15 protein-coding genes are annotated in these 21,894 nt (G+C 67.9%); 9 read left to right on the top strand and 6 right to left on the bottom strand.

Annotation, left to right across the window (positions count from 1 at the left end; all coding sequences use genetic code 11):
- Positions 1 to 5: 5 nt before the first annotated feature.
- A complete protein-coding gene (lplT, locus tag E6C76_RS04345) occupies positions 6 to 1,256 on the bottom strand; it encodes a lysophospholipid transporter LplT (RefSeq protein WP_136347045.1) in 1,251 nt (416 codons plus the stop codon).
- Positions 1,257 to 1,422: 166 nt separating this feature from the next.
- Here lplT and E6C76_RS04340 point away from each other — a divergent pair, with 166 nt between their 5' ends.
- From E6C76_RS04340 to E6C76_RS04330, 3 genes are all read left to right on the top strand, one after another.
- The gene (locus E6C76_RS04340; protein ID WP_136347044.1) at positions 1,423 to 2,343 is read left to right on the top strand and encodes a LysR family transcriptional regulator; all 921 of its coding nucleotides are present in this window, start codon (positions 1,423 to 1,425) and stop codon (positions 2,341 to 2,343) included.
- Position 2,344: 1 nt separating this feature from the next.
- Positions 2,345 to 3,718, top strand: coding sequence for a DNA repair protein RadA (gene radA / locus E6C76_RS04335; RefSeq protein WP_136347043.1), 1,374 nt, complete (start codon positions 2,345 to 2,347; stop codon positions 3,716 to 3,718).
- A 202-nt stretch (positions 3,719 to 3,920) separates the two neighbouring features.
- Positions 3,921 to 5,336, top strand: coding sequence for a GGDEF domain-containing protein (locus E6C76_RS04330; protein ID WP_136347042.1), 1,416 nt, complete (start codon positions 3,921 to 3,923; stop codon positions 5,334 to 5,336).
- Positions 5,337 to 5,471: 135 nt separating this feature from the next.
- Here the strand turns inward: E6C76_RS04330 and E6C76_RS04325 are convergent, their stop codons facing one another.
- Positions 5,472 to 6,209 carry an S-methyl-5'-thioinosine phosphorylase gene (locus E6C76_RS04325; protein WP_136347041.1) on the bottom strand — a complete coding sequence of 246 codons (738 nt, stop codon included), beginning with the start codon at positions 6,207 to 6,209 and terminating at the stop codon, positions 5,472 to 5,474.
- A 134-nt stretch (positions 6,210 to 6,343) separates the two neighbouring features.
- Between E6C76_RS04325 and typA the strand changes: the two genes are divergently transcribed.
- A complete protein-coding gene (typA, locus tag E6C76_RS04320) occupies positions 6,344 to 8,161 on the top strand; it encodes a translational GTPase TypA (protein WP_136347040.1) in 1,818 nt (605 codons plus the stop codon).
- Between the two features lie 92 nt (positions 8,162 to 8,253).
- Here the strand turns inward: typA and galU are convergent, their stop codons facing one another.
- From galU to smc, 4 genes are all read right to left on the bottom strand, one after another.
- The gene (gene galU / locus E6C76_RS04315; RefSeq protein ID WP_136347039.1) at positions 8,254 to 9,129 is read right to left on the bottom strand and encodes a UTP--glucose-1-phosphate uridylyltransferase GalU; all 876 of its coding nucleotides are present in this window, start codon (positions 9,127 to 9,129) and stop codon (positions 8,254 to 8,256) included.
- Positions 9,126 to 11,522 (bottom strand): NAD-dependent DNA ligase LigA, encoded by a 2,397-nt coding sequence (gene ligA, locus E6C76_RS04310; RefSeq protein WP_136347038.1) that lies wholly within the window; start codon positions 11,520 to 11,522, stop codon positions 9,126 to 9,128. The genes galU and ligA overlap by 4 nt, the downstream gene beginning before the upstream one ends.
- Entirely contained in the window at positions 11,519 to 12,643 is a 1,125-nt protein-coding gene (locus E6C76_RS04305) for a cell division protein ZipA (protein WP_136347037.1), read from the bottom strand. Before E6C76_RS04305 ends, ligA begins: the two co-directional genes overlap by 4 nt.
- A 71-nt stretch (positions 12,644 to 12,714) precedes the next feature.
- A complete protein-coding gene (smc, locus tag E6C76_RS04300; protein WP_230976159.1) occupies positions 12,715 to 16,245 on the bottom strand; it encodes a chromosome segregation protein SMC in 3,531 nt (1,176 codons plus the stop codon).
- Between the two features lie 138 nt (positions 16,246 to 16,383).
- On the opposite strand from smc, the gene dapC reads away from it, so the two are divergent.
- From dapC to prmB, 5 genes are all read left to right on the top strand, one after another.
- Positions 16,384 to 17,592, top strand: a complete 1,209-nt coding sequence (dapC, locus tag E6C76_RS04295; protein ID WP_136347035.1) for a succinyldiaminopimelate transaminase — start codon at positions 16,384 to 16,386, stop codon at positions 17,590 to 17,592.
- 22 nt (positions 17,593 to 17,614) lie between these two features.
- Positions 17,615 to 18,436, top strand: coding sequence for a 2,3,4,5-tetrahydropyridine-2,6-dicarboxylate N-succinyltransferase (gene dapD, locus E6C76_RS04290; protein ID WP_136347034.1), 822 nt, complete (start codon positions 17,615 to 17,617; stop codon positions 18,434 to 18,436).
- A 55-nt stretch (positions 18,437 to 18,491) separates the two neighbouring features.
- Positions 18,492 to 19,682 carry a PilT/PilU family type 4a pilus ATPase gene (locus E6C76_RS04285; protein WP_136347033.1) on the top strand — a complete coding sequence of 397 codons (1,191 nt, stop codon included), beginning with the start codon at positions 18,492 to 18,494 and terminating at the stop codon, positions 19,680 to 19,682.
- Positions 19,683 to 19,749: 67 nt separating this feature from the next.
- Complete coding sequence (dapE, locus tag E6C76_RS04280) at positions 19,750 to 20,904, top strand: succinyl-diaminopimelate desuccinylase (RefSeq protein ID WP_136347032.1); 1,155 nt, start codon at positions 19,750 to 19,752, stop codon at positions 20,902 to 20,904.
- A gap of 7 nt (positions 20,905 to 20,911) precedes the next feature.
- Entirely contained in the window at positions 20,912 to 21,862 is a 951-nt protein-coding gene (gene prmB, locus E6C76_RS04275) for a 50S ribosomal protein L3 N(5)-glutamine methyltransferase (protein WP_136347031.1), read from the top strand.
- Positions 21,863 to 21,894: the final 32 nt, after the last annotated feature.

Here is a 21,894-nt window from a genome sequence, read left to right as displayed (position 1 = left end):
AGCACTCAGTGGGAGCGGTCTTCCAGCAGGGCGACCGCGTCGAATTCGCGCTGGTTCTGGTTGTGGCGGATGCGCACCAGCACCATGGTGCCCGCCACCAGCAGGCCGAACAGCACGATCACCGTGTTGATCGACACGCCGAACATGATCAGCAGGGCGTATACGCCGGTCATCACCAGGATCGACAGGTTCTCGTTGAAGTTCTGCACCGCGATGGAGTGCCCCGCACCCATCAGGATGTGGCCGCGATGCTGGAGCAGGGCGTTCATCGGCACCACGAAGAAGCCGGCCAGCACGCCGATGACCACCAGCAGCGCCATCGCCGCGGCCGAGTGGGTCACGCCGATCATCAGCATCACCCCGAGGCCCATGGCGATGCCCAGCGGAATCACCTGCACCGCGCGGCGCAGGGTGATCATGCGCGCCGCCATGATCGAGCCGGCGGCGATGCCGATGGCCACCACGCCCTGCAGCATGGAGGCCTGCGACAGGTCGAAGCCCAGATTGTGTTCCGCCCACTTGATGACGATGAACTGCAGCGTGGCGCCGGCGCCCCAGAACAGCGTGGTCACCGCCAGCGAGATCTGCCCCAGCTTGTCGCGCCACAGCAGCTTCAGACAGTGGTTGAAGTCGTGGAACAGATACAGCGGGTTGTTCTTCAGCGGCTTGTGGTCCACCCCGGTATCCGGGATGTAGAGATTGAAGATGGCGGCCACCACGTAGAGGCTGCCGATGACCAGTACCGTGGAGCCCATCGGCGTTTCCACGCCGGGCACGCCGATGGAGGCGATGTAGCCGGCCACCTCGGGATGGATCAGCACCCCGCCCATCACCGTGCCGAGGATGATGGCGCCCACGGTGAGCCCTTCGATCCAGCCGTTGGCGACCACCAGCAGGCGGTGCGGCAGATATTCGGTGAGGATGCCGTACTTGGCCGGCGAGTAGGCCGCCGCACCCAGGCCGATGACCGCGTAGGCGAACAGCGGATGCGTGCCGAGGAAGAGCATCAGACAGCCGCCGATCTTGATGGTGTTGCTGACCAGCATCACCCGCCACTTGGGCATGGAGTCCGCGAAGGCGCCGACGAAGGCCGCCAGCGCCACGTAGGACAGGGTGAAGGCGAGCTTGAGCAGGGGTTCGTATTCGGGCGGGGCAGACATCTCCCGCAGCAGGGCGATGGCGATGATCAGCAGGGCATTGTCGGCCAGCGCAGAAAAGAACTGCGCCGCCATGATGATGTAGAAGCCGAGCGGCATCGAAGTACGTTCGCCATCGCGGAAGGCAAGGAAGGCGGTTTATATCACGAAGCGGCGACAGGGGTTGTGCGCACGCGCATTCTCCGCGCGCACGGGCACCGAATCAGGCCGTAAGCGGGCAGATTCATGTTGTAATAACGCCCATAAAGGTCTCTTATCCATATCCATGGCAGATCGACGACTCCAGGTTTTCCACGCGGTGGCGCGCCAGGGCTCCTTCACCCGCGCGGCCGAGCACCTGTTCATGACCCAGCCGGCGGTCACCTTCCAGATCAAGCAGCTGGAAGAACATTTCAACACCCGCCTGCTCGACCGTGGCCACGGCCGCGTCGGCCTGACTCCGGCCGGCGAGATCGTGTACGCCTACGCCGAGCGCATTCTCGGCCTCAGCGACGAACTGGAAGCGCGCGTTTCCGAACTCACCGACGAACTGGCCGGCACGCTGGCCATCGGCACCAGCACCACCATCGCCGCCTACTGGCTGCCGCGTCTGCTGGAAGGCTTCCGCCGCCGCTACCCACGCGTGATTCCCCGCGTGGTGGTGGGCAACTCGCAGCTCACCGAGGAGCGCGTGGCCGCGCGCGAGCTGGACGTCGGCCTGATCGAGATCGTCACCGACCTGCCGGGCGTCGAACGGCGCAGCGCGGCGCGCGACCAGTTGCTGGTGATCTGCCACCCGGCCCATCCGCTGGCACGCGCCGGGCAGTTGCGCCCGCGCGATCTGGTGGGGCATTCGTTCATCACCCGCGACCCCGGGAACGCCATCCGCGACCTGGCCGAGGAATTCTTCCGCGAGGGCGGCGTCGAGCCGGAAGAACTGCCCGTGTGCGCGGAACTGGGCAGCCTGGCCACGGTGAAACATCTGGCCGCCGAGGGCGCCGGCTTCGCCATCGCCTCCAGCGCCGCCATCCAGCGCGACATCCGCGAAGGCCGCCTGGTCGCCGTACCGCTCGACCCACCGCTGTACACTCCGCTGGAAGTGATCCTGCCGCGCGACAAGTTCCGCTCGCGGCTGATCACCGCCTTCGCCGACCACGCCACCGAAATGCTTGCCGAACTGGCGACCGAGCCCCTTAAAAATCTCTAGCATGGCCCGCAGCAAGACCGCCTACCTCTGCACCGAATGCGGTGCGCAAAGCCTGCGCTGGCAGGGCCAGTGCCCGCAGTGCAGCGCCTGGAACACGCTGGTCGAAAGCGTGGTGGAGCAGGGCGCTTCGTCCGGCAACCGTTTCGCCGCGCTGGCCGGGAGCACCAGCCGGTTGCAGACGCTGGCCGAACTGGAACCGCGCGAGGCGCCACGCATCCCCACCGGCATCGAGGAATTCGACCGTGTGCTCGGCGGCGGCCTGGTGCCCGGCGGCGTGGTGCTGATCGGCGGCGACCCGGGCATCGGCAAATCCACGCTGCTGCTGCAGGCCCTGTCCGCGCTGGCGCCGACCCATCCGGCGGTGTACGTGAGCGGCGAGGAGTCGGGCGAACAGGTGGCCCTGCGCGCCCAGCGCCTGCAACTGGAAAGCAGCCCGCTGCAACTGCTGGCGGAAATCAACCTGGAACGCATCCTCGCCACGCTCAAGGAGGCCAGGCCCCGCATCGCGGTGATCGACTCGATCCAGACGGTGTATTCCGAAGCCCTGCAATCCGCCCCCGGCTCGGTCGCCCAGGTGCGCGAATGCGCCGCCCAGCTCACGCGCTACGCCAAGCAGAGCGGCACCACGCTGATCGTCGTCGGCCACGTCACCAAGGACGGCGCGCTGGCCGGCCCGCGCGTGCTGGAGCACATCGTCGATACCGTGCTGTACTTCGAGGGTGACACGCATTCCAGCTTCCGCCTGGTGCGCGCCTTCAAGAACCGCTTCGGCGCGGTGAACGAGCTGGGCGTGTTCGCCATGACCGACCGGGGCCTGAAGGGGGTCAACAACCCCTCGGCCATCTTCCTCTCGCAACATGCCCAACAGGTTTCCGGCAGTTGCGTGCTGGTCACCCAGGAAGGCAGCCGCCCGCTGCTGGTGGAGATCCAGGCGCTCGTCGATACCGCCCACAGTCCCAATCCGCGACGGCTGTCGGTGGGCCTGGAGCAGAATCGCCTGGCGATGCTGCTGGCCGTGGCACACCGCCATGCCGGCGTGGCCTGCTTCGATCAGGACGTGTTCGTCAATGCGGTGGGCGGGGTGAAGATCAGCGAGCCGGCCGCCGATCTGGCGGTGCTGCTGGCCATCGTTTCCTCGCTGCGCGGCCGGCCGCTGCCGCGCGAACTGGCGGTATTCGGCGAAGTCGGCCTGGCCGGCGAGATCCGCCCCGCGCCGCGCGGCCAGGAACGCCTGAAGGAGGCCGCCAAGCTGGGCTTTTCGGTGGCCATCGTGCCCAAGGCCAATGCGCCGAAGCAGGCCGTGGGCGAAATCCGCGTGATCGCCGTCGACCGCATCGAGGAAGCCATCGACCGCGTACGCGAACTGGAGCACTGAGGAAGCACCTTCCGCGTCGATGTCGTGGCGAACCGCGCGGCCATGCCGGCCGCCGTCACACCATCCTCCACGTACTGCGTACTGCGAGCGGGCCGGCAGGCGTTAAATAGCTCCGCGAGGCCGGCGGCCCATCCATGGAGAATGGCCCGATACGAAGAGACGCCTGACGTCTCCCGCTCGATCGACCCTCGACGGAGTTGGAATGCGCCTTTCTGTTCCAAAGACCGCAACGCAACAGAACTCCCTTCTGCAGCACTGGCCCTCGGCCTTCCTGTTTGGCGTGGTGTTCGCCGCGTCCCTGTTCGGCATCTGGTCCCGCCCGGTGGGCTTCCTGGCCAGCGTCTGGCCAGCCAACGCCCTCATGCTCGTCGTGCTGCTGCGTCTGCCCAACGCCCGTCACTGGAGCGGCTGGACTGCCGGCGCGGCGGCCTTCATGGCGGCGGACCTGCTGACCGGGGCGGAATTGCTCAAGGCCGCCATTCTCAACGCAGCCAATCTGGTCAGCGTTGGCGCGGCGTATCTCGTACTGGCGCGCCAGCCGACCGAGATGATCCGCCTGAGAAAGCCGGTTTCCATGCTGTATGTGGTATTGGCCGCCACGATCGGCGGCGGGGCTGCCGGGATACTCGGCGGAATCGCCAACATCTGGATATTCCAGGGAAAACTGCTGAGCGGCTTCGTATTCTGGTGGATCACCGAGGTGGTCAATTACGTGGCCATCCTGCCCATCTTCCTGTCTGCCCCCTCGTTCCGGAAACTGTGGAGGCTGCTGGGGAGCAGGGCATGGTTCATCCGCCGGGACGACCTGCTGCCCGCTCTGGCGGTGGCGCTTTCCTGCGGCGTGGCCTTGCTCGTCGGCGGACCGGGCGCGATCGCCTTCCCGATACTGGCCCTGCTGTGGTGCGGACTGGTCTATCCGGTCTTCCTCACGGCCATCCTCACCCTGTCCTGCAGCCTGCTCGCCTTGACTTTCCTGTCGAGCGGCTACCTCTCCGGGTACACGACCGGCTTCGACAACTTCGCGGTGATCTCCATCCGCCTGGGTACCTGCGTGATCGCCATCGCGCCAATCATGCTGGCCATCGTCATGCGCAATCACAACGAACTGCTGGCCCGTCTGCGCTATATCTCCACGCACGACTCGCTGACCGGCATTGGCAACCGCGCGGCCTTTCTCGACAACGCAGGGCGGATGCTGAGCGAAGCGCCGCATCCCAGCGCGGTGATGATGATCGACGTCGATCATTTCAAGGCGATCAACGACACCCACGGGCATGCGAGCGGGGACGAGGTCCTGCGCGAAATCGCCCGGCGCATCCGCGCCTGCCTGCGTTCCACCGACCAGTTCGGCCGCATGGGAGGAGAGGAGTTCGCCGTATTCCTCGGCCGCTGCCAGCCCTCGACCGCGCAGGAGATCGCCGAGCGGATCCGCGCCAGCGTCGCCATGCGTCCCGTGGTCATCCGCGGAGAAATACCGGTGCCGGTCACCGTCAGCGTCGGACTGAGCTTTTCCGACGAGGCCTGCGGCAGATGCCTGGATACCTTGCTGATCAAGGCCGATTCCGCGCTGTACGCCGGCAAGGAGCGCGGCCGGAATCGGGTGGAGATCGCAGGCTGACGCAAGCCGGCCCACGCAGGGTGGTTCTAGGCAAAGCTTATCAAAGTTTACATAATACAAATTATGGCTGTTTTCGATGCATGCATTGGAGCATGGTGGGCCGTAGCATCAAGTGCTGCGGCCCACTTCGGTCACTCAAACCTTGCAGAGCTGTTCCAGCACGCAGCGCACGCGGATCATCGCGTCCTGCAGCACCGCTTCGATGCTGTCGAAATGGATGCTGTGCTCGCTCGACGAACGGCCGGCGGCGTGGTTGGCGACGACGTTGAGCGCGGCGTACGGCAGCCCGAGTTCGCGCGCGAGCGCGGCTTCGGGCATACCGGTCATGCCTACCAGGTCGGCGCCGTCGCGCTCCATGCGATTGACCTCCGCGGCGGTTTCCAGGCGTGGGCCCTGCGTGGCTGCATAGACGCCGCCGTCGAAGGCATGCTGGCCGGCGGCGGCCGCTGCGGCCAGCAGACGCTGGCGCAGGCGGGTATCGTAGGGTTCGGTGAAGTCGATGTGGTGCACCGGTTCCTCGGTGCCTTCGAAATACGTGGATTTGCGGCCCCAGGTGTAATCGATGATCTGGTCGGGCACGACCAGCACGCCCGGGCCGAAATCCGCGCGGATGCCGCCCACCGAGGCCACCGAGACCACTTCGGTGGCCTTGGCTTCCTTGAGCGCCCACAGATTGGCGCGGTAATTGACCTGGTGCGGCGGAATCGTGTGGCCGTAGCCGTGGCGCGCCAGGAAGACCACCGGGGTGTCGCACAGCATGCCGAAGGTCAGCGCGCCGGAGGGTTCGCCGTAGGGGGTGCGGATCACTTCCCTGCGCTTGATTTCCAGGGAAGACAGCTGGGTCAGGCCGCTACCGCCGATGATTGCGAGCATCTGTGTTTCTCCGTTGCAAAGCGGCGCCGATTCTAGCACGCACCCCGGCGGCGCCCCGGCGCGCGCCGATGGTGCAGCGCGGAATAACGGGGCGTGTTAGAATCCGCGCCTTTTCAAAGACTTCCGGCCCCTCCATGTCCCGCGCCATCCGCAACATCGCCATCATTGCCCACGTCGACCACGGCAAGACCACCCTCGTCGACCAGCTCCTGCGCCAGTCCGGCACCTTCCGTGAGAACCAGCAGGTCGACGAACGGGTCATGGACTCAAACGATATCGAGCGCGAGCGCGGCATCACCATCCTCGCCAAGAACTGTGCGATCCAGTACGGCGAAACCCACATCAACATCGTCGATACCCCGGGGCACGCCGACTTCGGCGGCGAGGTGGAACGCGTGCTGTCCATGGTTGATGGCGTGCTGCTGCTGGTCGATGCGGTGGAAGGCCCGATGCCGCAGACCCGCTTCGTCACCCGCAAGGCGCTGGCCCAGGGCCTCAAGCCCATCGTGGTGATCAACAAGATCGACCGCCCCGGCGCCCGCCCGGACTGGGTCATCAACCATACCTTCGACCTGTTCGACAAGCTCGGCGCCACCGAGGAGCAGCTGGATTTCCCGGTGATCTACGCCTCCGGCCTGAACGGCTTCGCGGTGGAAAGCGAAGACGACGAGCGCAAGGACATGCGCCCGCTGTTCGAAGCCATCCTCCGACACGTGCCGCCGCCCGAGGTGGATGCAGAAGGGCCGCTGCAGATGCAGGTCTGCTCGCTGGACTACTCCACCTACATGGGCCAGCTCGGCATCGGCCGCATCAAGCGCGGCCGCGTGCGCCCCAACCAGGAAGTCACCGTGCTGTACGGCGACGAGAACCGCGGCAAGGGCAAGATCAGCCAGATCCTCACCTTCAAGGGCCTGGAACGCTCCCCCGCCGAATTCGCCGAGGCCGGCGACATCGTGCTGATTGCCGGCATCCAGCAGGTGAACATCGGTGTGACCCTGTGCGACCCGGAAAATCCCGACGCCCTCCCCCCGATCGCCGTCGATGAGCCGACGCTGACCATGAACTTCATGGTCAACGCCTCGCCGCTGGCCGGCCGCGAGGGCAAGTACGTCACCAGCCGGCAGATCCGCGAGCGCCTGGAAAAGGAACTGCTGAAGAACGTCGCGCTGCGCGTGAACTTCACCGAGGACGCCGACGTGTTCGAAGTCTCCGGCCGGGGCGAACTGCATCTCACCATCCTGCTGGAAAACATGCGCCGCGAAGGCTACGAACTGGCCGTCGGCCGTCCGCGCGTGGTGTTCAAGGACATCGACGGGGTCAAGTGCGAGCCCTACGAGATGCTCACCGTGGACGTCGAGGAAGACCACCAGGGCGGCGTCATGGAAGAGCTCGGCCGCCGCCGCGGCGAGATGCAGGACATGCAGCCGGACGGCAAGGGCCGCGTGCGCCTGGAGTACCGCATCCCCGCGCGCGGGCTGATCGGCTTCCAGGGCGAATTCCTCACCCTGACGCGCGGCACCGGTCTGGCCAGCCACGTGTTCGATGACTACGGCCCGATGGCCGGCGCCATGGGCGAACGCCGCAACGGCGTGCTGATCTCGCAGAACGACGGCGACGCGGTGGCCTACGCGCTGTGGAACCTGCAGGATCGCGGGCGCATGTTCGTCAATCCGGGCGACAAGCTCTATGAGGGCATGATCATCGGCATCCACTCGCGCGACAACGACCTGGTGGTGAACCCGATCAAGGGCAAGCAACTGACCAACGTGCGCGCCTCCGGCAAGGACGAGGCCATCAACCTCACTCCGCCGATCCAGCTCACGCTGGAATCCGCCATCGAGTTCATCGCCGACGACGAACTGGTGGAAATCACCCCGCAGTCCATCCGTCTGCGCAAGCGCCACCTCAAGGAGCACGAGCGCAAGCGTGCGGCCAAGGCCGAAGCGGCCTGACCCGCCCCTGCCTGGTCAACGCAGACGGCGCTCGCGGAGCGCCGTTTTTCATGGGTGGCGGGCCCGTGATGGCCCGCCCGGGCGGCCGCGCCTCAGCCCCGGCTGGCCAGCCAAGCGGAGAACTCGTCCGCCACCTCGGGGTGGCGCAGCGCCAGCTCCACGGTGGCCTTCAGGTAGCCCAGCTTGGAACCGCAGTCGTAGCGCACGCCGTCGTACTGGTAGGACAGCACGGCCTCTTCCTTGAGCAGCGAGGCAATGGCGTCGGTGAGTTGCAGTTCGCCGCCCGCACCCGGCTTCAGCGCGCGGATGTGGTCGAAGATGCGCGGCGTGAGGATGTAGCGGCCGACCACCGCCTGCGTGGTGGGCGCTTCCTCCGGCTTGGGCTTTTCCACGATGCCGGTCATGCGCTGCGCCTTGCCGCTCTGCCCTTCCTCGGTGCTGACGATGCCGTAGCTGCGGGTTTCCTCGCGCGGCACATTCATGGTGCCCAGCACCGAGCAGCGGTGGTAGTTGTACACATCCACCATCTGCCTCATCACCGGGGTACTGCCCGGATTGTCCAGCAGGTCGTCGGCCAGCATCACCGCAAAGGCCTCGTCGCCGATCACCGGCGCGGCGCACAGCACCGCGTGGCCGAGGCCGAGCGCTTCGGACTGGCGGATGTAGATGCAGTTCACGCCCTTGGGCACGGTCTTGCGCACCAGCTCCAGCATCTCCTTCTTGCCGCGCGCCTCCAGCTCGGTTTCCAGCTCGTAGGCCTTGTCGAAGTGATCCTCGATGGAGCGCTTGGTGCGCCCGGTGATGAAGATCAGGTCGGTGACCCCGGCAGCCACCGCTTCTTCCACCGCGTACTGGATCAGCGGCTTGTCCACCACCGGCAGCATTTCCTTGGGACTGGCCTTGGTGGCCGGCAGGAAGCGCGTGCCCATGCCCGCGACCGGAAAGACGGCCTTGGTTACCTGTTTCATAGCAAGAGTTCTCCTTGTTGTGGGGTTGCGGGCCCTGCCGTCTCCAGCAGACGCCTCAGCCCGTCTTCGTCCAGGATGGCCACGCCCAGTTCGCGTGCCTTGTCGAGCTTGGAGCCCGCCTCGGCACCGGCCACCACGTAATGCGTTTTCTTCGATACCGAACCGCTGACCTTGCCGCCGGCCGCTTCGATCCATTCCTTGGCGGCGTCGCGGCTCAGGGAGGGCAGCGTGCCGGTGAGCACGAAGGTCTGCCCGCTCAGCGCGCCGCCCTGCGGATCCGCCTCGGCGCCCTGCTCCGCGCCGATGGCGATGCCCAGGCGCGCGCATTCGGCGAACAGGGCGCGCGCCGCGTCGCCGCGCAGGCGTTGCAGCGCGGCCTGCGCCTGGTCGGTGCCGATGCCCGCCTCGTCCGCCAGCCGGCCCGGCGTCCAGGCCTCGTCCAGCAGGGTTTCCAGCGCCGGGTGGCAGGCCGCCACGCGCCCTTCCCCGGTCTTGCCGAGGCGGTCGCTCTTCTGCGTGACCGTGCCGTGCTGCGCGTCGATCTCGATGGGTTTGAGTACCGCCAGCACGGCTTCCGGCGCCAGGCGCGCCGGCGCGCGGGCGGGCGCCGTGGGCGTGATGCCGGTGGTCGGGTCGAGCAGTTGCGCGAGCACTTCGCGGTTGTGCTCGGCGGCGAAGAAGGCGTGGATGGCGCGCGCGGTGAGCAGGCCCACGTCCGGCACCAGAATCAGGCTGTGCAGCGTGGCCTGTTGCAAGGCATCCATGCTGCCGTAGAAGCGCGCCAGCGCCTTGGCGGTGGTTTCGCCGATGCCGGGGATGCCGATGGCGAACACCAGGCGCTCCAGCGACACGCTGCGGCTGGCCTGGATCATCGCCAGCAGCTTGGCCGACGAAGTCTCGCCCATGCGTTCCATGTCGATCAACTCGGCCATGCCCAGGCGATACAGGTCCGCCGGGTTGCGCACGCGGCCGCGATCCACCAGTTGCTCCACCAGCCGGTCGCCCAGCCCCTCGATGTACACCGCACGCCGGCTGGCGAAATGGATGATGGCCTGCTTGCGCTGCGCATCGCACGACAGCCCGCCGGAACAGCGCAGCACCGCGTCGTCGGCGCTCACCTTCACCGCCTGCGCGCCGCACACCGGACAGCATTCGGGCATGGCGAAGGGCGCCAGCCCTTGCGGGCGGCGCTCCAGCACCGGGCCGACCACCTCGGGGATCACGTCGCCGGCGCGGCGCACGATCACCCAATCGCCCACGCGCACGTCCTTGCGGTCGATCTCGTCCTGATTGTGCAGCGTGGCGTTGGTCACCGTCACCCCGCCGACGAACACCGGCTCCAGGCGCGCCACCGGGGTCAGCGCGCCGGTGCGCCCGACCTGTACGTCGATGGCCAGCAGGCGGGTGAGCTCTTCCTGCGCGGGGTACTTGTGCGCCACCGCCCAGCGCGGCTCGCGGGTGACGAAGCCCAGTCTGTCCTGCAGGTCGAAGCGGTTGACCTTGTACACCACGCCGTCGATGTCGTAGGGCAGCTCGTTGCGCAGCGCAGCGATGCGCGCGTGGAAGTCGATCAGCCCCTGCGGGCCGCTGGAAACCGCGCGGTGCTCGCACACCGGCAGGCCGAAGGCGGCGAAGGCGTCGAGCAGGCCGCTCTGCGTGCCCGGCAGCTCGAACCTCTCATGCTCGCCGATGCCGTAGGCGAAGAAGGACAGCGGACGGCGCGCGGCGATGCGCGGATCGAGCTGGCGCAGCGTGCCGGCGGCGGCGTTGCGCGGGTTCACGAAAACCTTCTCGTCCGCGGCGAGCTGACGCGCGTTGAGCGCGGCGAAATCGTCCCGGCGCATGTAGATCTCGCCGCGCACTTCCAGCACGGCGGGCGCTGCGCCGTGCAGGCGCAGCGGAATCTGGCGGATGGTGCGCGCGTTGTGGGTGACGTCCTCGCCGGTCTCGCCGTCGCCGCGCGTGGCGGCACGCACCAGCAGGCCGTGCTCGTAGCGCAGGCTGATCGCCAGGCCGTCGAATTTCAGTTCGCCCAGATACTCCACCGGCCCATCCGCCGCACTCAGCGCCAGGGCGTTGCGCACACGGGTGTCGAAGTTGCGCACGCCCTGCTCGGTGGTGTCGGTCTCGGTGCGGATGGACCGCATCGGCACGGCATGGCGCACCGCCACCAGTTCCGGCGCCGGTTCGCCGCCAACGCGGCGGGTGGGCGAATCGGCGCTGTCCAGCTCCGGGTGCTCGGCTTCCAGCGCCTGCAGTTCGCGGAACAGGCGGTCGTACTCGGCATCCGGCACCGTGGGCGCGGCGAGCACGTAGTAGGCATGGTCGTGACGCAGAATCTCCGCGCGCAATGCCTGGATACGCGCGGCGGGGTCTTGCGGGGCAAGGCTCATGCGGAGAACAGTCGGCGGGCCAGTGCGCTGCCGGCGGGCAGGTCGCTGCCGGCCATGCGTTCGTGGAACTGGGCGATCTGCGTGCGGATCAGCGCGGCGGATTCGCTGCCCAGCGGGTGGCGGTTGTCGTCCACCACGCTGCCGTGCAGGGTGTCCGCCAACTGGTTGGCGAACTGCATCATGCGGTCGAAGGTCTGCGCGCCGTTGGCCACGCACGGCACGTCGATCACCAGGGTGACGCCGTTGGTCTGCAGGCTGCGCAGGCTCTCGGAGGAGAACAGCGTGGGTTCCAGATTGCCCAGGGTATACACCGTGTTGCCGTCGTCGTCGCGCGCATGGAAGCTGCCGTCGTCGCCCAGCACCAGGCCCTGCGCCTCGGCCAGGCCGCGCAGCTTGGTGCCGGCGATGGGCTGGGTGCCGCTGACCACGTTGATGCCGATCTGCACGTCGACGGCGGCGCAGAAGCGGTCCAGCTCGGTGGCCGCGGCCAGGGTTTCGGCGCGCGCCGGCAGGGCCGCCGGCACGGCGAGGAACTGGTCGGCGACGCGCTGCACGCCGCCGGAGAAACGCGCGAAATCCGCCTCGCCGATCGGCCCGCGGCGGTCCACCAGCTGCATGGCCGCGCAGAACCAATGATAGCTGCCGGCGCTGTGCGCGCCGAGCGGACGCCACAGGTTTTCACCGTCGTCGAAGGCGAACCAGCGCACCGGCTTGTCGATGCCGTCGAGTTCCTCGCGCTGCGCCGCCCACAGGCGGGAAGCGTCCAGCGGTTCGATGGATTCGATGCGGATCACGCAATCGACGCGCGCATCCACGCCTTCCGGTTCGTCCGGCGTACCGCGCCGCAGCGGCGCCTCGCTGACCGCACGGGAGGCAGGCGCGGCAATCTCGGCGACCGGCTCGGCATCGTCTTCGAACGATTCGTCGAAACGCGGTTCGAGGCGCTCCTCGCCCTCCTCCGTGCCGTCGCGCGGTTCGAGCAGCACGTCGCGGTGTTCGGACTTGAACGCCCGCTCGGCGTTGCGCCGGTGCTTGCGCTCCTGCCACTTGTTGTAGGCGATGATGAGCACCACCACGGCGGCGCCGGCGCCGATCAGGCCGATCTGCAATTCGCTGTCCATGTATTCTTCCCGTTCTGGCTGCCGCCGCGCGGCGGCCTTTCTTCTACATCATTCGTCGTTGCGAGCCTGTATCAGGCCGTTACCGATTCGGCCAGGCGCAAGGCTTCGTCGATATCCACTTCCACCACCCGCGACGCGCCCTGCTCCTGCATGGTCACCCCCACCAGCTGCTGGGCAATCTCCATGGTGATCTTGCTGTGGGTGATGAAGATGAACTGCGTCTGCGATGACATGCGTTTGACCATGCGCCCGTAGCGCTCCGTGTTGGTATCGTCCAACGGGGCGTCCACCTCGTCAAGCATGCAGAACGGCGCCGGATTGAGCTGGAACATCGAGAACACCAGGGCAATCGCGGTGAGCGCCTTCTCGCCGCCCGAGAGCAGGTGGATGGAACTGTTCTTCTTGCCCGGCGGCTGGGCGACGATCTGGATGCCGGCATCGAGGATTTCCTCGCCGGTGAGTTCCAGGCGCGCCTGCCCGCCGCCGAAAAGCTGCGGAAACAGCGTGCCGAAATGGCTGTTGACCGTGTCGTAGGTGGCCTGCAGCTGCTCGCGGGTTTCGCGGTCGATGCGGCGGATGGCGTCTTCCAGGGTTTCGATGGCCTGGTTGAGGTCGTCGGCCTGCGCGTCCAGATAGCCCTTGCGCTCCTCGGCGCTCTTCAGTTCGTCGAGCGCGGCGAGGTTCACCGCGCCCAGTTCGGCGATCTCGCGCGCCAGACGGCCCACTTCGCGCTGCAGTGTGGTTTCGCGCAAATCGGCGCCGAGCAGCGGGGCCAGTGCTTCCTCGTCGGCGCCGGCTTCGCGCAGGCGTTCGTCGAACTGCGCGGTGGCCAGTTCGGCGGCCTGCACGGCCAGGCGCAGTTCGGCCACCTTGTCGCGCAGCGGCGCGGCCTCCTGTTCGGTGCGCAGGCGGCTTTCCTCGCTCTGGCGCAGGCGGGCATTGGCCTGTTCGAGCGCATCGCGGCGCGCGGCCAGCGCGCTTTCACGGCTGGCGCGCAGGGCCAGCGCCTCCTGCAGGGCCTCCTCGCTGCGTCCGGTTTCGGTGGCTTCCAGCTCCTGCGCGCGCGCCAGGCGTTCGCCGAGCGCGCGTTCCAGTTGTTCGGCGGCCAGTTGCAGGTTGCGGTCGAGGTCTTCCAGCTTGCCGGCGCATTCGCGCTCGGAGAAACGTGCCTCCTGCAATTCCCGCGCGGTAGCCTGTTCCAGCGCGCGGGTGTTGCGCAGGGCCTGGTCGCGCTCTTCGAGCACTTCCATGGCCGCGTCCAGGCGCTGATGCTGCAGCGCGGCCAGTTCGGCGGCGCGGCCGTGCTCCAGGTCGGCGCGTGCAAGGTGCTCGCGCTCGGTGTCTTCCTGGCGGGCCAGATCGGCCAGATCGCGGTCGATCTGCTGGCGGCGCTCCAGCGCGCGGCTGCGCGCCTGGGTGAGCTTGAGCAGTTCCACCTGCTCGCCATGCACCTGGTTCTGCAAGGCCTGCAAGTCGCGGCGCAGCGCGGCGGTGCGCTCCTGCAACTCACCGGCACGCGCCTCGGCGGCCAGCAGGGCATCGTGTGCCGCGCGCACCTCGGCTTCCAGGGCTTCCTGCTCGCCGGCCAGCGCGTCGATCTCGCGCTGGCGCTCCATGACGCCGTGGGTGCGGTTGTCCGGCGTGTAATGGGTCAGGCCGTGGCGGGTGAGCAACTGACCGGCGCGCGAAACCAGCGCGACGCCGGCCGGCAGTTCGGCGTGGCGCGGCAGCCAGGCGTCGAGGTCTTCCACCGTATGAAAGCCGGCCAGCCACTCGCGCACGGCACCACCGAGCGTAGCATCGAGCACTTCCACGCACTCGGCCAGCGGCGTGCTGCCGGCCGGCGGCACGTGATCTTCCCGGCCGGCGGACGATGCGCCGCCGAGCAGCAGCGCGACGGTGGCCGGCGGCGGCTGGTCGAGCAGCGCGCGCGCGGCGCTTTCCGAGACCTTGGTGAGCGCGCCGAGGCGCTCGCGCAGCACGGCTTCCAGTGCCAGTTCCCAGCCCTCGGCCACGCGCAGCGCGCGCCACAGCGGTGCGAGTTCGGTGAGGCCATGGCGGCGCAGCCAGTCGCCCAGTTCGCCCTGCGATTGCACGCGGGCCTGCAACTGCACCAGCGCGTCGCGGCGCGCGCGCAGCTCGGTGAGGCGGCGCTGGGCCTGGCGCTCATGGTCGAGCGCGGCCTTGAGTGCAGCCTGGGCGTCCGGCTGGGCGGCCTGGGCGGTGTGCAGTTCGTGCTGGGCGTGTTCGAGCGCTTCCTGCAGGGTTTCCAGGCGGGCCTCACGCTCGGCCAGACCGCTTTCGTCCGGGCCTTCGATGGCCGCGCCCTCGCCTTCCAGCTTGGTGCGGCGCTGGGCCAGCGCCTCCAGCGCGCGCGCGGCGCCGCCGCGGTTGGCTTCCTGCACGCGCAGCTGCTGTTCGGCCTGCGCCAGTTCGCGGCGCACGGCGGACACTGTGGCGTCGGCGGCCTGGCGGGCGGATTCGGCTTCCGGCAGGCGTTCGGCGGCCTCGGCGTGGCGCGCTTCGGCCTGTTCGGCGCGCATCGCCGCGTTGTCGCGCAGGGAATCCCAGCGCTCGCGGTCGCCCGCGAGGTTTTCGCGGCGCGCGCGCCAGTGCTCGGCGTCGGCTTCCAGCTGGGCGACACGCGCTTCCAGGCGCTTGCGCGCATCGCCGAGGTGCTGCAGTTCGGCTTCCAGCCGGCTGACCTCGGCACCGACGGCGAACAGGTCGCTCTGCGCCTGGTGCACGTCCTCGGAGGCGGCGAAATGCGCTTCGCGCGCGGCCTCGACCGCGGCTTCCAGCTCCTGCAGGCGGGCGCTGTCGCTTTCGATGCGGCGCGTGGCCTCGGCCAGCGCCTCGGTGACGCGGGCATGCTCGGCGCGCGCCTCGTTGCGCTTGAGCAGCCACAGCAGTTGCTGGCGCTGCACGTGGGCGTCGTTGAGTGTGCGGTAGCGCTCGGCGACCTCAGCCTGCGCGGAGAGGCGTTCGATACGCTCGCCCAGCTCCATGCGGATGTCTTCGAGGCGGGTGAGGTTGTCGCGCGCGTCGCTCAGGCGCCCTTCGGTTTCCTTGCGGCGCTCGCGGTACTTGGTGACGCCCGCGGCCTCTTCCAGAAACCCGCGCACTTCCTCGGGCCTGGCCTCGATGATGCGCGAGATCATGCCCTGCTCGATGATGGCGTAGGCGCGCGGGCCCAGGCCGGTGCCGAGGAACAGGTCGATGACGTCCTTGCGGCGCACGTGGACGTTGTTGAGGTAGTAGGTGGATTCGCCGCTGCGGTCGAGCACGCGCTTGACCGAGATTTCCGCGTAGCGCGACCACTGCCCGGCGGCCTTGCCCTCGGCGTTGTCGAACACCAGTTCCACGCTGGCGCGCGACACCGCCTTGCGCGTGGTGGAACCGTTGAAGATCACGTCCTGCATGGACTCGCCGCGCAAGGCGGAGGCGCGCGTTTCGCCCAGCACCCAGCGCACCGCGTCGATGATGTTGGACTTGCCGCAGCCATTGGGGCCGACCACGCCGACCAGGTTGCCCGGGGTCAGTACCGTGGTGGGATCGACGAAGGTCTTGAAACCGGAAAGTTTGAGCTTGGAAAGACGCACTTCGGGGCTGGGCTGGGTTGCGGGAAAGGCCGGTTCTGCAAGGCGCTCCGGGCTCGGGCGCGGGGCGGGCCATGATACCATCTTCGCCCTTCCGCCCCGCGGGGCGCCTTCCCGTTTGCGCAGCACAGCATATCCGCCGTGAATCCCAACCTCTCCCGCCTGCACCCCTATCCCTTCGAGAAGCTGCGCCGCCTGTTCGAAGGCGTGACGCCGCCGGCCGGCCTCAAGCCCATCCGCCTGTCCATCGGCGAACCGCAGCACGCCACGCCGGATTTCATCCCTCGGGTATTGATGGAAAACCTGGGCGGCCTGTCGGCCTACCCCGCCACCCAGGGCACCGAAGCGCTGCGCGAAGCCATCGCCGCCTGGCTGATGCGCCGCTACCGGCTGCCGGCGGTGGACCCGGCCACCCAGGTATTGCCGGTGACCGGCTCGCGCGAGGCGCTGTTCGCCTTTGCCCAGTGCGTCATCGACGGCGGCAGGCCGAACGCCAGGGTGCTCGCGCCCAATCCCTTCTATCAGATCTACGAAGGCGCCGCGCTGCTCGCCGGCGCCGAGCCGGTGTTCCTCAACAACACCGCCGAGGCCGCGCGCTTCGGGCCGAACTTCGACTCGGTGCCGGAAGCCGTGTGGCGCGACACGCAGTTGATCTACGTGTGCTCGCCGGGCAACCCCACCGGCCGCGTGCTGAGCCTGGAGGAATGGGCGGATCTGTTCGAGCGCGCCGATCGCCACGGCTTCGTCATCGCCGCCGACGAGTGCTATTCGGAAATCTATTTCGACGAGGCCGCCCCGCCGCTGGGCGCGCTGGAAGCTGCGCACCGCCTGGGGCGCAGCGACTTCCGCAATCTGGTCAGCTTCTCCAGCCTGTCCAAGCGCTCCAACGTGCCGGGCCTGCGTTCCGGCTTCGTGGCGGGCGACGCGGCGGTGCTCAAGCAGTTCCTGCGCTACCGCACCTATCACGGCTGCGCGATGAGCCCGGTGGTGCAGGCCGCCTCGGTGGCGGCCTGGAACGACGAAGCGCACGTGCGCGAGAACCGCCGGCTGTACCGCGAGAAGCTCGAGCGCATCGAACCGATCCTGGCCCCCGGGCTGGGCGTGCAGCGCCCGGACGCGGGCTTCTACTTCTGGGCGAACGTCGGAAAATGCGCCCCGATCACGGATACCGAGTTCGCCCGCCGCCTGCAGGCTGAATATAATGTAACGGTGCTGCCGGGCAGCTTCCTGGCCCGCGCGGCCGGGGGCGTGAACCCCGGCGAGAACTATGTGCGCATCGCGCTGGTGGCCGAACCGGGCGAATGCCTGGAAGCCGCCGAGCGCATCGCCGCCTTCTGCCAACGACTCTGAAACCCAACCTCGGAACATTCCCATGCGTGCACTGCAACCGATCATCGACAACGCCTTCGAAAACCGCGCCAGCCTGTCGCCCACCTCCGCGCCCGACGACGTGCGCGAAGCCGTGGCCGAGGTGATCGCCGAACTGGACGCCGGCACGCTGCGCGTGGCGGAGAAGAAGGACGGCCAGTGGGTGGTCAACCAGTGGGTGAAGAAGGCCGTGCTGATCTCCTTCCGCCTGCGCGACAACGAAATCCAGGCCGCCGGCTCGCTGAATTTCTTCGACAAGGTGCCCACCAAGTTCACCGACTACAACCTGGAGCAGTTCCAGCAGGGCGGCTTCCGCGTGGTGCCGCCGGCGGTGGCCCGCAAGGGCAGCTACATCGGCAGGAACGTGGTGCTGATGCCCTCCTACGTGAACATCGGCGCCTACGTGGATGAAGGCACCATGGTCGACACCTGGGCCACCGTGGGCTCGTGCGCGCAGATCGGCAAGAACGTGCACCTGTCCGGCGGCGTGGGCATCGGCGGCGTGCTCGAACCCATCCAGGCCGGCCCGGTGATCATCGAGGACAACGTGTTCATCGGCGCGCGCTCCGAGGTCGTCGAGGGCGTGATCATCGAGGAGAACGCCGTGCTGTCGATGGGCGTGTACATCGGCCAGAGCACCAAGATCTACGACCGCGAAACCGGCGAGATCCATTACGGCCGCGTGCCGGCCGGCGCCGTCGTGGTGCCGGGCAGCCTGCCCTCGGCGGACGGCAAGTACAGTCTGTACTGCGCCGTGATCGTCAAGAAGGTGGACGCCCAGACGCGCGCCAAGACCGCCATCAACGACCTGCTGCGCGGCGCCTGAGTCCGCCGCCGGGGCGCCCCGCGCCCCGCCCTGCCCCGATCCGGAGCCCCCGCCGATGATGTTCGACAAGCTGTTCCAGTTGATGGCCGACAAGCAGGCCTCCGACATCTTCATCTCGGCCGGGGCGCCGATCCACATCAAGATCCAGGGCCACACCGTACCGATCAACCAGCAGGTCATGGAACCGCCCATGATCAAGCGGATGATCTACGAGATGATGAACGCCGAGCAGATCGAGCGTTTTGAGCACGACAAGGAGCTCAACCTCTCATTCGGCCGCCGCGACCTGGGCAACTTCCGCGTCAACGTATTCTGGCAGCGCAACAGCGTGGGCGTGGTGGTGCGCTACATCCAGGGCGCCATCCCCACGCTGGAATCGCTCAACCTGCCGACCACGCTGGCCGACGTGGTAATGCAGAAACGCGGGCTGATCCTGGTGGTGGGCGCCACCGGCTCGGGCAAGTCGACCACGCTGGCGTCGATGATCGATCACCGCAACCGCAACAAGTCGGGGCACATCCTCACCATCGAGGACCCCATCGAATACCTGTTCAAGCACGGCAAATCGGTGATCAACCAGCGCGAGGTCGGCATCGACACGCACAGCTGGCACGAGGCCCTGCGCAACGCCATGCGTCAGGCGCCCGACTGCATCCTGATCGGCGAAATCCGCGACCGCGAAACCATGCAGGCCGCGCTGGCCTACTCGCAGACCGGCCACCTGTGCCTGGCCACGCTGCACGCCAACAACGCCTATCACGCGCTCAACCGCATCGTTAACTTCTTCCCGCTGGAAAACCGCCCTCTGCTCTACCTCGACCTCGCGGTGGCGCTCAAGTGCGTGATTTCCCAGCGCCTGGTGCGCAGACCCGACGGCAAGCGCATTCCGGCGGTGGAAATGCTGATGAACACCCGCCACGTCAGCGAACTGATCGAGCGCGGCGAACTCAACAGCGTCAAGGAAGCCATGGAACAGAGCCTGGCGCCCGGTTCGCAGACCTTCGAGCAGGACCTGTTCCGCCTGTTCCATGCCAAGATGATCACCCTCGACGAGGCGCTCACCAACGCCGATTCGCCGAGCAACCTGCACTGGTTGATCAACAACGGCCAGTTGGGCGAAAGCGGCAGCAAGCAGGAAAGCGAGCCACTGCGCTCGCCGGTGGGCGGCGACTTCGAGAGTACCCAGCCGGATGGCGCCTCGTTCCGCGAATTCACCCTGCACATGGATGACGAGCACGGCAGTTGAGCCACCGGGCGCACCCGTGGCCCCGCACTGCGCACCCCATACCAAAAACACGGAAACAACCCCGACAATGCCCCTTCCCCCGGATTCCCCCACGCTCGCGCTGGCCTGTGAACTCATCGCCCGCCCCTCGGTGACCCCCGAGGACGCCGGTTGCCTGGAACGGATCGGCGCCCGCCTCGCCGCGCTGGGTTTCCGCCTGGAGCGCATCGACGCCGCCGGCGTCTCCAACCTGTGGGCGCGGCGCGGCACCGCGCGCCCGGTGCTGTGCTTCGCCGGCCATACCGACGTGGTGCCCCCCGGCCCGCTGGAGGCCTGGACTTCGCCGCCGTTCGAACCCACGGTGCGCGACGGCCTGCTGTACGGGCGCGGCGCGGCGGACATGAAGACCTCGCTGGCTGCCTTCGTCACTGCCATCGAAACCTTCGTCGCCGCCCATCCGGACCACGCCGGCTCCATCGCCGTGCTGCTCACCTCCGACGAGGAAGGCCCGGCCACCCACGGCACCGTGCACGTGGTGGAAACCCTGGCCGCGCGCGGAGAACGGCTGGACTGGTGCGTGGTCGGCGAGCCGACCTCGGTGAACACGCTGGGCGACATGATCAAGAACGGCCGGCGCGGCTCGCTGTCCGGCACCTTGCGGGTGAAGGGCGTGCAGGGCCACGTGGCCTACCCGCATCTGGCACGCAACCCGGTGCATCAGTTGGCCCCCGCGCTGGCCGAGCTGGCCGCGACGCGCTGGGACGACGGCAACGAATTCTTCCCGCCGACCACCTGGCAGGTCTCCAACATCCACGCCGGCACCGGGGCCACCAACATCATTCCGGGCGAATGCGAAGTGCTGTTCAACTTCCGCTTCGCCTCGGTGAGCAGCGCCGAATCGCTGCGGGCGCGCACCCACGAGGTGCTCGATCGCCACGGGCTGGAGTACGAACTGGACTGGAGCCTCTCCGGCAAGCCCTTCATCACCGGACGCGGCAGGCTGGTCGCGGCGATCGGCGAGGCCATCCGGGCGACCACCGGCGTCACCACCGAACTGTCCACCACCGGCGGCACCTCGGACGGCCGCTTCATCGCCGACCTCTGCGCCGAAGTGGTCGAATGCGGCCCGGTCAATGCCACCATCCACAAGGTCGATGAATGCGTCGCCGTCGATGCCATCGAACCGCTTTCCACCATCTACCGCCGCACGCTGGAAAACCTGCTGCTCGGCGAACCCCACTGAGAATCCCATGAGCGCCTGCTGCCCCGACCACGACCAACCCGGCCACGAACACGAGCACGAACACGAGTTCGGTCCGCTCGCCGAACTGGTCACCGTGCGCGACTGGCTGCGCTACGCGGTCACCCGCTTCAACCGCGGCAAGGTGTTTTTCGGCCACGGCTGCACCGACGCCTACGACGAAGCCGTCTGGCTGGTGCTCGGCACGCTGGACCTGCCGCTGGACCGCCTGGAGCCTTTCCTCGATGCCTGCATCACCGCCGAGGAACGCGGCGTGCTGTTCGAGCGCATCGAGCGACGCGTGGATGAACGCGTGCCCACCGCCTATCTGCTCAACGAAGCCTGGCTGGGCCCGTACCGCTTCTACGTGGATGAGCGCGTGATCGTGCCGCGCTCGTTCTTCGCCGAACTGCTGGAGGACGGCCTGGTGCCGTGGGTGGAAGACCCCGAAGCGGTCGTCGATGCGCTGGACCTGTGCACCGGTTCGGGCTGCCTGGCCGTGCTGATGGCGGAAGTCTTCCCCAACGCCAGCGTGGTCGGCGCCGATCTGTCCGCCGAGGCGCTGGAAGTGGCCCGGCGCAACGTCGCCGAGCATGGCCTGGAAGAACGCATCGAACTGGTCGCCAGCGATGTCTTCGACAGCCTCGCCGGCCGCCGCTTCGACCTCATCCTCAGCAATCCGCCCTACGTCACCGCCGAAGCGGTCGCCGCGCTGCCGCCGGAATACCGCCACGAACCCGCCATGGCGCTGGGCGCGGGCGAGGACGGCCTGGACGTGGTGCGCCGCATTCTGGCCGGCGCGGCCGCCCACCTCAAGCCGGGTGGCGTATTGGCCGTTGAAGTGGGGCACAATCGGGCCTTGGTCGAAGCCGCCTTCCCCGATCTGCCGCTGATGTGGCTGTCCGCCCAGGGCGGGGACGACATGGTGTTCGTCCTCCGCCGCGAGGACCTGCCGACCTGACCGACGACGCGACGGCAAAAGCACTGCCAAAA

The organism is Pseudothauera nasutitermitis, assembly GCF_004801295.1.
Classification (GTDB): Bacteria; Pseudomonadota; Gammaproteobacteria; order Burkholderiales; family Rhodocyclaceae; genus Pseudothauera; species Pseudothauera nasutitermitis.
The sequence above is the reverse complement of the archived record's forward strand: the minus strand, read 5'-3'. Positions and strand labels throughout refer to the sequence as shown.